The sequence below is a fragment of the Leisingera sp. M527 genome (assembly GCF_025141525.1).
Classification (GTDB): domain Bacteria; phylum Pseudomonadota; class Alphaproteobacteria; order Rhodobacterales; family Rhodobacteraceae; genus Leisingera.
Map to the genome: position 1 here is coordinate 940,445 of NZ_CP081037.1, position 13,123 is coordinate 953,567.

At 63.2% G+C, this 13,123-nt stretch carries 9 protein-coding genes; 6 read left to right on the forward strand and 3 right to left on the reverse strand.

Translation table 11 applies throughout. The annotated features are described in order from the left end of the window. Positions 1 to 46: 46 nt before the first annotated feature. Both K3555_RS04760 and K3555_RS04765 read right to left on the reverse strand, forming a co-directional pair. Positions 47 to 2,260: an NADP-dependent isocitrate dehydrogenase gene (locus K3555_RS04760; RefSeq protein WP_260007589.1), complete on the reverse strand. Its 2,214-nt coding sequence runs from the start codon at positions 2,258 to 2,260 to the stop codon at positions 47 to 49. Between the two features lie 311 nt (positions 2,261 to 2,571). Beyond that, complete coding sequence (locus tag K3555_RS04765) at positions 2,572 to 3,069, reverse strand: SH3 domain-containing protein (RefSeq protein ID WP_259994441.1); 498 nt, start codon at positions 3,067 to 3,069, stop codon at positions 2,572 to 2,574. Between the two features lie 209 nt (positions 3,070 to 3,278). Here K3555_RS04765 and K3555_RS04770 point away from each other — a divergent pair, with 209 nt between their 5' ends. The 5 genes from K3555_RS04770 (at position 3,279) to K3555_RS04790 (ending at position 11,235) form a co-directional block, all read left to right on the forward strand. Further along, positions 3,279 to 4,265: a D-glycerate dehydrogenase gene (locus tag K3555_RS04770; RefSeq protein WP_259994430.1), complete on the forward strand. Its 987-nt coding sequence runs from the start codon at positions 3,279 to 3,281 to the stop codon at positions 4,263 to 4,265. Between the two features lie 41 nt (positions 4,266 to 4,306). Beyond that, a complete protein-coding gene (gene ggt, locus K3555_RS04775; protein ID WP_260007590.1) occupies positions 4,307 to 6,085 on the forward strand; it encodes a gamma-glutamyltransferase in 1,779 nt (592 codons plus the stop codon). A gap of 134 nt (positions 6,086 to 6,219) precedes the next feature. Next, the gene (locus K3555_RS04780; protein ID WP_260007591.1) at positions 6,220 to 7,623 is read left to right on the forward strand and encodes an FAD-binding oxidoreductase; all 1,404 of its coding nucleotides are present in this window, start codon (positions 6,220 to 6,222) and stop codon (positions 7,621 to 7,623) included. 541 nt (positions 7,624 to 8,164) lie between these two features. Further along, entirely contained in the window at positions 8,165 to 8,509 is a 345-nt protein-coding gene (locus K3555_RS04785; RefSeq protein WP_260007592.1) for a hypothetical protein, read from the forward strand. 218 nt (positions 8,510 to 8,727) lie between these two features. Continuing rightward, positions 8,728 to 11,235 (forward strand): FAD-dependent oxidoreductase, encoded by a 2,508-nt coding sequence (locus K3555_RS04790; RefSeq protein ID WP_260007593.1) that lies wholly within the window; start codon positions 8,728 to 8,730, stop codon positions 11,233 to 11,235. 99 nt (positions 11,236 to 11,334) lie between these two features. On the opposite strand, the gene K3555_RS04795 is transcribed toward K3555_RS04790, so the two are convergent. Beyond that, positions 11,335 to 11,958, reverse strand: a complete 624-nt coding sequence (locus K3555_RS04795; protein ID WP_260007594.1) for an FMN-dependent NADH-azoreductase — start codon at positions 11,956 to 11,958, stop codon at positions 11,335 to 11,337. A 111-nt stretch (positions 11,959 to 12,069) separates the two neighbouring features. Here K3555_RS04795 and K3555_RS04800 point away from each other — a divergent pair, with 111 nt between their 5' ends. Beyond that, on the forward strand, positions 12,070 to 12,963 hold the full coding sequence (locus K3555_RS04800) for a LysR family transcriptional regulator (RefSeq protein ID WP_260007595.1): 894 nt from the start codon (positions 12,070 to 12,072) through the stop codon (positions 12,961 to 12,963). Positions 12,964 to 13,123 lie beyond the last annotated feature (160 nt).

Genomic DNA, 13,123 nt, shown 5'->3' on the forward strand with positions numbered 1-13,123 from the left:
CGGGGATTTCCCCGGGCGCTTTTTTGTTTCGGACTGTCCGGAAAGATCAGCCGATGATCGCGTTCAGTGTGGCACTGGGACGCATCACCTTGGCCTTCAACGCGGCGCTCGGACGGTAGTAGCCGCCGATGTCTGCCGCCGGGCCTTGGGCTGCGGCCAGCTCGCTGATGATCTGTTCCTCCTTGGCGCCCAGCTCTTCGGCGATGGGGGCAAAATGCGCCGCCAGATCCGCATCTTCGGTCTGTGCTGCCAGGGCTTCGGCCCAATAGCGGGCAAACCAGTAATGGCTGTCGCGGTTGTCCGGCTGGCCCACCTTGCGCGAGGGCGAGCGGTTGTGGTCGAGAATGCCTTGGGTGGCGTCCTCAGCCGCGGCGCCCAGCACACCTGCTTTGGCGTTGCCTTTGTTGTCGGCCAGGAAGTTCAGGCTTTCCCCCAGGGCGCAGAATTCACCCATCGAATCCCAGCGCAGGTGGTTTTCCTCGACCAGCTGCTGCACGTGTTTCGGGGCGGAACCGCCGGCGCCGGTCTCAAACAGCCCGCCGCCCTGCATCAGCTTGACGATTGACAGCATCTTGGCCGATGTGCCCAGTTCCAGGATCGGGAACAGGTCGGTCAGATAGTCGCGCAGCACGTTGCCGGTGATGGCGATGCTGTCCTTGCCCGCAGTAATGGTCTCCAGGCTCTGGCGGGTTGCCTCGCGCGGGGCCAGGGTCTGGAACTTGTCCGCAACGCCAGCGGCTTCCAGCGCAGGCTGCACGTATTTGATCAGCTCGGCGTCATGGGCGCGGTTTGCGTCCAGCCAGAAGATCGATTCCGAACCGGTCAGCCGCTGACGGTCCATAGCCAGCTGGATCCAGTTCTCGATCGGCGCCTTCTTCACAGTGCAGGCCCGCCAGATGTCACCCGCCTCAACGTCGTGCGAATGCAGCGTCTCGCCGTTGGCCAGAACCACCCGGATGGTGCCGTCTGCGGGTGCCTCAAAAGTTGTGGGGTGGGAGCCGTATTCCTCGGCCTTCTGCGCCATTAGGCCGACGTTGGCGACGGCACCGGCGGTGGTCACGTCAAGCGCGCCATTGGCTTTGAAGAAATTGATGGTTTCGTCATAAATCGTGGCATAGCAGCGGTCGGGGATCACGCAGTTGGTGTCGCCCTTGTTGCCGTTCTGATCCCAGCCCTTGCCGCCGGCGCGGATCACTGCGGGCATCGAGGCGTCGATGATCACATCGGACGGCACATGCAGGTTGGTGATGCCCTTGTCGCTGTCCACCATGTACATGTCGGGGCGCTCGGCGCGGACCGCGTCGATGGCGGCCATGATCTCTGCGTTGTCCTTGACCCGCGCCAGCAGGTCGCCCAGACCCGAGTTCGGGTTCACACCCAGCGCGTCCAGTTCAGTCCCGAATTTGCCGAACACCGGCGCCAGCCAGGCCTTGACAGCATGGCCGAAGATGATCGGGTCGGAGACCTTCATCATGGTGGCCTTCATGTGCAGCGAGAACATCGTGCCGTCAGCCTTGGTGTCCGCGATCGCCTCCGTCAGAAAGGCGGCCAGGGCCTTGGCAGACATGAAGGTCGCATCGGCCACGGTGCCGTCTTCCAGCGGCCAGGCGTCTTTCAGCACGGTGACCGAGCCATCTTTGGCGGTGAATTCGATTCTTGCGTCCCCGGCCTGCGCGGCGGTGATGGTGGCGGATTTCTCGTTTGCATAGAAATCATTGCCCGGCATCGACGACACTTTGGTCTTGCTGTCTGCCGACCATGCGCCCATCGAATGCGGGTTCTTTTGGGCGAAGTTCTTCACTGCCTTGGCGGCGCGACGGTCGGAATTGCCTTCGCGCAGGACCGGATTTACAGCCGAGCCCTTGATCGCATCAAAGCGCGCGCGGATGTCTTTTTCGGCGTCTGTGGCGGGTTCTGCCGGGTAGTCCGGAATGGCATAGCCCTGGCCCTGCAGTTCCGTGACAGCGGCAACCAGCTGCGGCACCGAGGCAGAGACATTGGGCAGTTTGATGACATTGGCGTCCGGGGTTTTCACCAGCTGGCCCAGCTCGGCCAGATCATCGCTTTGGCGCTGTTCTGCGGTCAGCCCTTCCGGGAAGGCTGCAATGATGCGCCCCGCAAGCGAAATATCCTTGGTTCCGACCGAGACACCAGCGGCTGCGGCAAACTTGCGGATGATCGGCAAGAACGATGCCGAGGCCAGTTCGGGCGCTTCGTCTACAATGGTATACAATATGTCCGGGGTTTGATTTTCTGCCATGTTTCACAACCTTTCAGCGATCTCGGAGGCTTTTGTGACGTCAGCGCAGACAGGCCGCGCCAGGTTCGGGTAATCCGGTGCTGCCGCGGCGGTGCCCTGAAAATGGGCGGAACCCGGCCTGGCAGCCAATGGTATGGCCCCCATGTAGAACACGATTGCTGCGGGTGCAATGGTTTGGCGCATCTGCGCCCCGCGCGGATTGCCGCGGCTGCGCGCAGGCGGGCGGGAGAGGGGCGCTGCCCCTCTTGGGCCTGCGGCCCAATTCACCCCGGAGTATTTGGGGGAAAGATGAACATTGCGAGAGAATGGGATTATTCGCGCAGCTCACCCGGTGCGACGCCCCAGAGTTTTTTCTTAGGCGCCCAGCCGCTGTAACCGCCGGCCGAGATTTCACACCAGCTGGTTTCGCAGTCGCCGAGGCGGGCAACCACGCCCAGTTCAAATGCGGCGGTTACCGGCGCGCGGGAGTCCGGGCGCGCGTGCACGGTCAGCATGTCTTCTTCGATCAGCACCGTGCGCACGCCGGACAGCAGCGCGTAATGCACCCAGCCGCCGGCCCCCTCGCGGTCTTGAACCCGGCGCCAGTGGCCGTATTCCGCGGTGATCTCCAGCGGCATGCCGCGGCGTTTGAACACCCAGTCGATCTTATGGGTCAGCGAAGGGCCGCGGCGCACATTGCCCTTGGCCGCCTTCATCGAGACATAACGGGGCAGCGGCAGGTTGGTGACAGGGCCGCGGGATTCGGCGGCGCACACAGCCCCCGCCAGCGCCAAGGATACCGCTGCCGCTGCCAGATGGCGCATTGCCATTGCCGCTTTTTTCACTGCCTGCTCGCCTCTTTTTGCCCAGCCGGATCAGGCCCAGCCTCTTGTTCCGGTCTTCTGCCCGCCCTTTGGCACTGGCCGGGAAATTTCCGGCCTGCGGCAAGGGAGTCGCGCTTGGGTTCTTGTGCCCGCCCGCGTCCTGCGCCACGATGCCATGGAGGCGTGCGGAATGAAAAGCCCAAGGGAGAGCGCAAGTGCCAAGAGACCGACTGAGTGTTGTTGTTACGCGACGGTTGCCGGAGCCTGTGGAAACCCGGCTGAGCGAGTTGTTCAATGTGCGCCTGCGCGAGGATGACGCGCCGATGTCCCGGGCCGAGCTGGCCGCGGCGGTGAAGGATGCCGATGTGCTGGTGCCCACGGTCACCGATACCATTGATGCAGGGATCCTGGGGCAGGCGGGCGAGCGGCTGCGGCTGATTGCGAATTACGGCGCGGGCGTTGACCATATTGATGTGTCCACCGCCCGTCAGCGCGGCATTCTGGTCTCCAACACCCCCGGGGTGCTGACCGATGATACTGCTGACATGGCAATGGCGCTGATCATGGCAGTGGTGCGCCGCATGCCCGAGGGGCTCGCCGTGATGCAGAAGGGCGACTGGAAAGGCTGGGCGCCCACAGCGCTGTTGGGCGGGCGGATTGCAGGGCGCCGTCTTGGCATCCTTGGCATGGGACGGATCGGCCAGGCCGTGGCCAAGCGCGCGGCGGCCTTTGGCATGCAGATCCATTACCATAACCGCCGCCGGTTGCGTCCCGAAACCGAAGAGACGTTGGAGGCCACCTATTGGGAAAGCCTCGATCAGATGGCGGCGCGGATGGATGTGCTGTCGATCAACTGCCCGTCTACCCCTTCAACCTTTCACCTGATGAATGCACGCCGTCTGAAACTGATGAAGCCCTCGGCGGTGATCGTGAACACCTCGCGCGGCGAAGTGATCGACGAACACGCCCTGACCCGCATGCTGCGCTCGAATGAAATCGCCGGTGCCGGCCTTGATGTCTATGAACACGGCACCGACATCAACCCGCGCCTGCGCGAGCTGCCCAATGTTGTGCTGCTGCCGCATATGGGCTCGGCCACAATCGAGGGCCGGATCGAGATGGGCGAGAAGGTGCTGTTGAATATCAAGACCTTCGAGGATGGCCACCGGCCGCCGGATCAGGTGGTGCCCTCGATGCTGTAACTGCCCGCGCTCCGGGCCGGAATTTAAGAAAGGATTTTTCCATGAGACACTTGATTCTGGCCTGTATCGTCGGCGCCGGCAGTGCGGCCGCGCAGGAGGCCGCCGACGCCGTGGCCCCTGAGGGGGCAACCGCCGGCACGTTTGAGGCACTCTCGGCGGAAGCCGCCGCCGCTATGGAGGCCAAATCCGCAGGCCAGCCCGTAGAAGCCGAAAACTGGATGGTGGCTGCCGCCAATCCGCATGCAGTGGAGGCCGGTGCCGCCGTGCTGCGCGCAGGCGGCACCGCGGCAGATGCGATGGTGGCGGTGCAGACCGTGCTGGGACTGGTGGAGCCGCAATCTTCCGGCCTGGGCGGCGGCGCGTTTCTGGTCTGGTATGACGCTGCTGCGGGCGAGCTGACCACGCTGGACGGGCGCGAGACGGCGCCGCTGGCCGCCACGCCAATCTTGTTTCAGGATGAAAACGGCGAGCCGTTGGAATTCTTTGATGCGGTGGTCGGCGGTCTGTCTGTCGGCACGCCGGGCACACCTGCGCTGCTGGAGGCCGCGCACCGGCGCTGGGGGCAGGCCAACTGGCCGTCGCTGTTTGAACCGGCGATCCAGCTGGCCGAGGAAGGTTTTTCCGTCTCCCCGCGCCTGGCAGGGCTGGTGGCAGATGATGCAGAGCGGCTTGCACGGTTCCCAGCTACCGCGGAATACTTCCTGCCGGACGGCGCACCCATTGCCGAAGGCGCTATGCTGCTGAATCCGGACTATGCCGCCACCTTGCGGGCGCTGGCACAGGACGGGGCAGGGGCGTTTTATTCCGGCCCTATCGCGGCGGGGATCGTGCGTGCCGTGACCACGGCTGAGGGCAATCCCGGCGTGCTGTCTGCCACCGATCTTGCGCTTTATCAGGTCAAGGAACGTCCGGCGGTCTGTGCGGCCTACCGCGATTTTGAGGCTTGCGGTATGGGGCCGCCGTCCTCAGGCGCGCTGACGGTGGGGCAGATCCTCGGAATGCTTGGGCAGTATGATCTGGCAGAACTGGGCGCAGACAGTGCCGAGGCCTGGCGGCTGATCGGCGATGCTTCGCGGCTCGCCTTCGCCGACCGGGGCCGTTACATGGCGGACAGTGATTTTGTGCCGGTGCCGACGCATGGGCTGGTGGCAGCGGATTACCTCGCCAGCCGGGCAGAGCTGCTGCAAAGCGGTGATGCGCTGCCCGAGGCGGCGCCGGGCACACCCGAGTTCGACCATGCGCTGCTGCTGGCGGATGACGAGTCGATCGAGCTGCCCTCGACCTCGCATATTTCGATTGTGGACCAGTACGGTAACGTGCTGTCGATGACCACGACGATAGAAAACGCCTTTGGCTCGCGGCTGATGGCGGGCGGGTTCCTGTTGAATAATGAGCTGACGGATTTCTCCTTCCGCACCCATGCGGACGGCGTGCCTATCGCCAACCGGCTGGAACCGGGCAAGCGTCCGCGCTCCTCGATGGCGCCGACCATTGTGCTGAAGGACGGCAAACCGGTTCTGGCCATCGGCTCCCCCGGCGGCAGCCGGATCATCGGCTATGTGGCGAAATCCATCGTGGCATGGGCCGATTGGGGGATGAACATCCAAGCGGCGCTGGCGCTGCCGCATCTGGTCAACCGGTTCGGCACCTATGATCTGGAGGCAGGCACCAGCGCCGAGGGGTTGGAGCAGGCGCTGACAGACATGGGGTATGAGGTCAATATCCGCGATCTGACCTCCGGCCTGCACGCAATTGAAATCGGCGAGGGGCTGAGGGGAGCTGCGGACCCGAGACGGGAAGGGATTGCGCTGGGCGGTTAGCCCGTTATGGCCCGACCGCCATGCCGGGCGGCATCAGCGCTACGGGGTTCTGGGTATTGCTGAACTGCAAGTTCGGGGCTTAGGTTAACAGGTGAAGTTCCGGGCTCTGTGCCCTGACCCCGAGGAGACCCATCATGGTGCAAGCTATCTCATTGCCCCGCAACGAGGCCGGGATCGCCGCCGCTGTCGAGACGCTGAAACAGCGGTTCGGCGATCAGTTGCAAACCGGCCAGGCCATCCGCGATCAGCACGGCCACACCACTACCTGGATCACCAACCAGCCCCCCGATGCAGTGGTCTTCCCCACCTCTGCGGAAGAAGTTTCCGAGATTATCAAGGTCTGCGCCGAATACGGCGTGCCGGTCATTCCCTTCGGCACCGGCACCTCTCTGGAAGGGCATGTGAACGCCCCCGCCGGCGGTATCTGCATCGACATGATGCGGATGGACAGGATTATCGCCGTCCATGCCGAAGACCTCGACGTGGTGGTGCAGCCCGGCGTCACCCGTGAACAGCTCAACACCTATCTGCGCGATCAGGGTCTGTTTTTCCCGATCGATCCCGGCGCCAATGCTTCCTTGGGCGGGATGGCGGCAACGCGGGCCTCGGGCACCAATGCGGTGCGTTATGGCACCATGAAGGACAACGTGCTGGCGCTTGAGGCGGTGATGGCCGACGGCGGCGTGATCCGCACGGCGCAGCGGGCCAGGAAATCCTCGGCAGGGTATGACATGACTAGCCTGCTGGTCGGCTCCGAGGGCACCCTGGGCCTGATCACCGAGCTGACGCTGAAACTGCAGGGCATCCCCGAGGCGATCCGCTCCGCCCGCTGCTCCTTCCGCACCGTGGACGACGCCTGCCGCGCGGTGATGATGACCATCCAATACGGCATCCCCGTTGCCCGCATCGAACTGCTGGATGCGCTTAGCGTGCGCGCCGCCAACGCCTATTCCAGCCTCGACCTGCCGGAAACTCCGCTGCTCTTGCTGGAATTCCACGGTTCGGACGCGGGCGTGGTGGAACAGTCGGACATGTTTGCCTCCATCGCCGAGGAATTCAGCGGCTTTGATTTCGCGGCAACCTCAACGGCGGAGGAGCGCAACAAGCTTTGGCAGGCGCGCCATGATATGTATTGGGCCAGCCTGCAGCTGCGCCCCGGCGCCAAAGGAATTTCCACCGACGTCTGCGTGCCGATCTCGCGCCTTGCCGAATGCGTCGGCGCCGCGCGGGACAAAGCCGAGGGCATGGGGCTGATGGCGCCGATTGTCGGCCATGTGGGCGACGGCAATTTTCACGCGCTGCTGCTGATTGATATGGACAGCGGGATCGAGCGGCAGAAGGCGGATGATTTTGTCGGCTGGCTCAACGATCTGGCGATCTCGATGGACGGCACCTGCACCGGCGAACACGGCATCGGCCAAGGCAAACGGCCCTATCTGGAGAAGGAACTGGGCAAGACAACCCGTTACATGGCCGCGGTCAAGGCCGCACTGGACCCGGAGAACATCATGAATCCGGGCAAGATCCTGGAGATGTGATCCGCAGACGCCCGCCAGCCGTCCGCACTGGGCCAGCGGAGGATTTGAGTATTTGGAAAAAGGTGAAGCACAAGCCGGTCGCTTCATCTTTTCTCAAATACTCACTCCGCAGCGGGGGCAACGGGATGCAGCGCCAGGACGTTGCGCCCCCGGCGCACGCCTGCCTCAGCGTATCTTAAGCCCGCTCTGTCATGATTCCCCTTGATCGCGGTCACCGCCGGGCCTGACACCCCCGGCATTTTGGAACAGGGCCCTTTGGCAAGGGCACGCAGAGTCAAGTTTCAGCGTGCGGGAGGAACCTCCCGTCCCGCCTCCGCCTCCATGGCGGCGCCGCCATTCCTTACTGCTGACGATCAAAGCATCAGACAGCATCCAAGGATCAGCACCGGCAGAATGCGGCAGCAACCGGCAGGGCAGGGTCCTGGCCGGGCAGCGGAAATTGCACTGCATTCTTCCCTGAAATGCCGGAAAGCTGCCGCAATTCTGCGCCGGGTCCTGAATTGGGATGAAGCCGGAGCGTTTCGCAAAACCGGAGAACGGTATGGGACTGAAAAAGGCAATGGGCATTCTGGTGTTCAGCACCCAGGCGGTGATTGGCTATGATTACTACATCCAGACCCGTGCCGCGGGGCTGAATTGGGGGGATCTCAGCGCCACCGACTACAGCACCATTCTGCAGGACCGCTTTACCCGCGCCCGTGCCGCCAAGGAGGCAACCAGCCTCGCCGGGCTTGCTGCCGCCGGGGACGGCCAGTCGATTTGGAGCGAGGCGGCGGGCTATGGCAAGAGCCTGCTCTCGGGCGGTCAGCAGGTTGCAGATGCACAGAACAACGAGAACGCGCCGCAGCCCGTCTGTATCCGTCGCGGCAATGTTGCGGACTGCTGACAGCCCTAAACCAGCCTGATCAAGGAACCACAGGGGGCGCCGGCCCGCTTTTTGCTGCGTAGAAAAACGCCATTTCCGGCAGGCCTTCCATCAAAATCCTGTATGCTGTGGCGCGCAAGGTCGGTTTTGGCTGTTTTTGCGTCGGCCTGATTTTGCGCCGATTGCGCGGCTTGGGCATAACCGCAGGCAAGAATCTCACAAAGCTGGAGAGCCGGAGAATGAAAACCCAAGTCAAAGCGCTTGTTGTTGGCGGCGGCGCCGTTGGCACCTCGATTGCCTATCACCTGGCCAAGGCCGGCTGGGAAGACGTCATGCTGATCGAGCGTGACGAGCTGACCTCCGGCTCGACCTGGCACGCAGCCGGCCTTCTGCCGCTGTTCAACATGTCCTATGCGACCACCCACATCCACAAGTACTCGGTCGATTTCTACAAGACCCTGGAAGAGGAAACCGGCCTGAACGCAGGTTTCGCCGTGGTCGGCAACCTGCGCATGGCGCAGACCCAGGAGCGCATGGACGAATACATGCTCTATGCCTCCATCGCGGAAACCTGCGATGTGCCCTATGAATGGCTGACCCCGGATGAGATCAAGGCCCGCTGGCCGCTGATCGAAACCTCCGACCTGAAGGGGGCGATCTACCACACCGAAGACGGCTATATTAACCCTGCGGACGTGACCCAGGCGATGGCCAAGGGCGCCCGTCAGCGCGGTGTTGAGATCGTTCGTAAGCTGCAGGCTGATGAATTCCACTGGACCGGCACCCACTGGGAAGTCACCTGCACCAAGATGGTGGAGAAGGGCGGCAACCTGGTCGAGTCCGACGAGAAGGTGGTGATCACCGCCGAGCATGTCGTGACCGCATCCGGCAACCACGCGCAGCGCACCGCCAAAATGCTGGGCATCAAGATGCCCGCGATCCCGGTCGAGCACACCTTCATCGTCATGGACAAGGACCCCGAGCTGGTCAAATGGCGCGAAGCTGGCAACCCCGAGCATCCCGTGGTGCGCGACGCCGACAATGAATCCTATGCCCGCGAAGAGCGCGGCGGCTGGATCCTGGGGATCTATGAGCGCGGCGCGCCTGCACGATTCGAACACGGTGTGCCGGACAGCTTCCGCGCCGACCTGTTCCCGCTGGAGCTGGACCGGATTGCCGATCAGTACATGGCGATGGCGGAACGTGTGCCCTCTTGCGCCGAATCCGGCCTCAAGGACGACTTCAACGGTCCGATCTGCTACACCCCCGACGGCAACCCGCTGGTTGGCCCGGCACCGGGCCTGCGCAACATGTGGCTGGCGGAAGGTTTCTCCTTCGGCATCACCGCCGCTGGCGGCACCGGCTACTATCTGGCGCAGATGATGGTGGACGGCGAAGCCGAGATCGACATGGCGTCGCTCGACCCCAAACGCTATTCCTCCAACTGGATGACCACCGAGTTCGCGGCCCGCAAGAACGAAGAGTGCTATGAGCACGTCTATATCCTGCACCACCCGGACGAAGAGCGCCCGGCAGCCCGCCCGCTGCGCACCGCACCGGCCTATGACCGTCAGAAGGCCCGCGGCGCACAGTTCGGCTGGGTCAACGGCTGGGAACGCCCGAACTACTTCGGCCCTGTCGATGCGCCTGAGAACTTCGACCACGATGCCCGCTCCTTCCGCCGCGGCGGCTGGTGGCAGCATGCCGTGGACGAAGCCAAGGCGATCCGCGAAGGTGTTGGCCTGGTCGACGCAACCGCGTTCACCAAGCATATCGTCAAAGGCCCCGGTGCCACTCAGTTCCTGGACTGGTTCACCTGCAACAAACTGCCCAAGGTCGGCCGCATCAACCTGACCTATGCGCTGACCGTTCTTGGCACCACCCGGACTGAGTACACCATCGTCCGCCTGAAGGACGACGAGTATTACCTGGTGTCCGCAGGCGCCTGGACCGAATACGACGCCGACTTCCTGAAGAAGGCGATCGCGGACAAGGAAGCTGAGTTCGGCCGTATCGAGCTGCAGGACGTGACCACCCAGTGGGGCGTGTTTGCCATTGCCGGTCCGAAATCGCGCGACGTGCTGAAAGAGATCATCAACGACGCCGATCCGGAAACCGCGCTGTCCAACAAGCGTTTCCCGTGGCTGTCGGCCCGTCAGATCGAACTGGGCATGTGCCCGGTCAATGCGATCCGTGTGGCGTATACAGGTGAACTCGGCTGGGAACTGCACCACCCGATGGAGATGCAGAACTACCTGTTCGATCTGCTGGAAAAGGCCGGTGAGAAGCACGGTATGAAACTGGTGGGTGCGCGCGCCCAGAACTGGCTGCGCCAGGAGAAATCCTATCGCGCCTTTGGCAACGAACTGGGCCGCGATGCGACCCCGCTGGAAGCCGACCTGCCGCGCTTTATCGACCTGGAGAAGGACTTCCACGGCAAGGAGAAACTGGTCGAGACCGGTGTGCGCGTGAAATGCTGCACCCTGCTGATCGACGGACCCGAAGACGCCGATCCCTGGGGCCGCGAGGCGCTGTACGCCGAGGATGGCACCCGTGTGGGCCGTCTGACCTCGGGCGGCTATTCGGTGGCCTTCGAGAAATCCATCGGCATGGGCTATGTAAAGCCCGAGATGGCGGTGGAAGGCACCAAGCTGAAGGTCAAGATCCAGGACAAGCTGTGGGACGCGGTTGTGACCTGCGACAGCCCCTATGACCCGAAGAACGAGACCATCCGCCAGAACGGCTAAGGCCAGAGCGGTGAGACAAGGATGCCCCGGCGATTGCGCCGGGGCTTTTTTTCTGGGGGTGGCGGCCAGCCAAGCGCGGCCTGTCTGCCCCTGCGGTCGTTAGGACGCCAGTTTTTCCGCTTCAGCGACCGCGGCCTGGAAGCCGGCCTCCGGATCTGCCGTCAGCAGCGTGGGCTGGAAACGGATTTCTTCGATGTTCTCCACACCGGCCTGGTTCAGCCAGAACTTCAGGTAGGCAGACTGGTGGTCCACGCCGAAGGCGGGCGAAGGCATGTTCGGGCCGTAGGCTCCGCTGGTCAGGGCCAGCACGGCCTTTTTGCCTTCCAGCAGGCCGAAGTAGCCTTTTTCCGGGTCAAGACCCCACAGCAGGCCGGGCTGGTGCACCAGGTCGATGTACTGCTTGAACTTGTAGGGGATGCTGCCGTTCCACATCGGAGAGGCGATCAGGTAGATGTCGGCGCTGATGAAGCGATGAGCCATGGTGGTAATCTCGTCCCAGGCAGTCCGCTGGGATGCATCCTGGTCCTGGCCGGTGATGATGTTCATCTTGGCGGCAACCTTGTCGCCATCAAAGTCCGGCAGGGTTTCGGCGGACAGATCCAGAACGTCCACCTCGAGCTGGGCGTCCTGCGCCTGCAGCTTAGCAAGATAGGCGTTGGCCACCGCGGTAGACTTTGAATCATCGCCGCGGGGCGATGCCTTGATAAACAGCAGTTTGGTCATCTCATGTCTCCTGTCTGAGGGAATGACTGTCTTGGACGGGTGCAATATGAGGGCGGAACCAACCCGCAAAAATGGATTGAATCGCAAAGCACTTGTGCGCAAATTGCACAAATGATTCAGGGCGCCAGCATCTCTCTGTTTGTCTGCGTGGTCGAGGAGGGCAGCTTCTCGGCAGCAGCTCGCGTTCTGGGTGTGGCGCCGTCGTCGGTGGCGCGCCAGATCCAGCAGCTTGAGAGTGCATTGGGGGCGCGGCTTTTTCAGCGCACAACCAGGAAGCAGAGCTTGTCTGAGGCTGGCGAACTGTATTACCGCCATGCGAAACGCGCTGCCGAGGAGCTGGACGCTGCCCGCAGCGGGATCGCGCGTATGACGGGCGCACCGGCCGGGGTGCTGACGGTAACGGTTGAGCCGGATCTGGCGGTGGCCCTGATTTCACCGCTGCTGCCCGAGTTTCTGCGCGGGCATCCGGAGGTGAAGGTGAAGCTGCTGTTTTCCTCTCCCATTGCGGATTTGGTGGAAGGCCGGATCGACCTTGCAATCCGCATGGGGCAGCTGAAGGATTCCAGCCTGGTCGCCCGTAAGTTGTTCGATAGCCACTCGCAGCTCTATGCCAGCCCGGCTTATCTCAAGGCGCAGGGCACACCGGCGCACCCTTCGGATCTGGCAGGGCATCAGTGCCTGTCGTTCCGCACATCCGCCGGCCCCTCGTTCTGGCGGTTTGATACGCCGGACGGCCCATGCGATGTTCCGGTCAGCGGTCCGGTTCAAGCCAACGGGCTGGCGTTTCTGAAGGCGCTGGCGGTGTCCGGATGCGGGGTCGTGATGATGCCCGAGTGGGCAGTCCGGGAGCAATTGGATAATGGCAGTCTTGTTCCCTTGCTCGCAGAATTTGTTTCTCTTCCCGCAGGCACGCCGGTCAGCGCGGTCTATGCGGAGCGGCGCCAGCTGGAGCCGAAAACACGTGCTTTTGTGGATTTCCTGACGGCCCGCCTGCCAAAATCCTGAACCGGCGCCCAATCCGGATCCGGCTATGGAACCTGTGCTGGACGCCTTTCCGATTGGCCGCAGATATTGCTCTCCCGCCCGTCACCGTTCGGATATGAAATCCGAAGGTTCCCGTTGGGCCAGGCAGGCCGCGCCTGCGGCGCGGCCTGCCTGGCCCCCG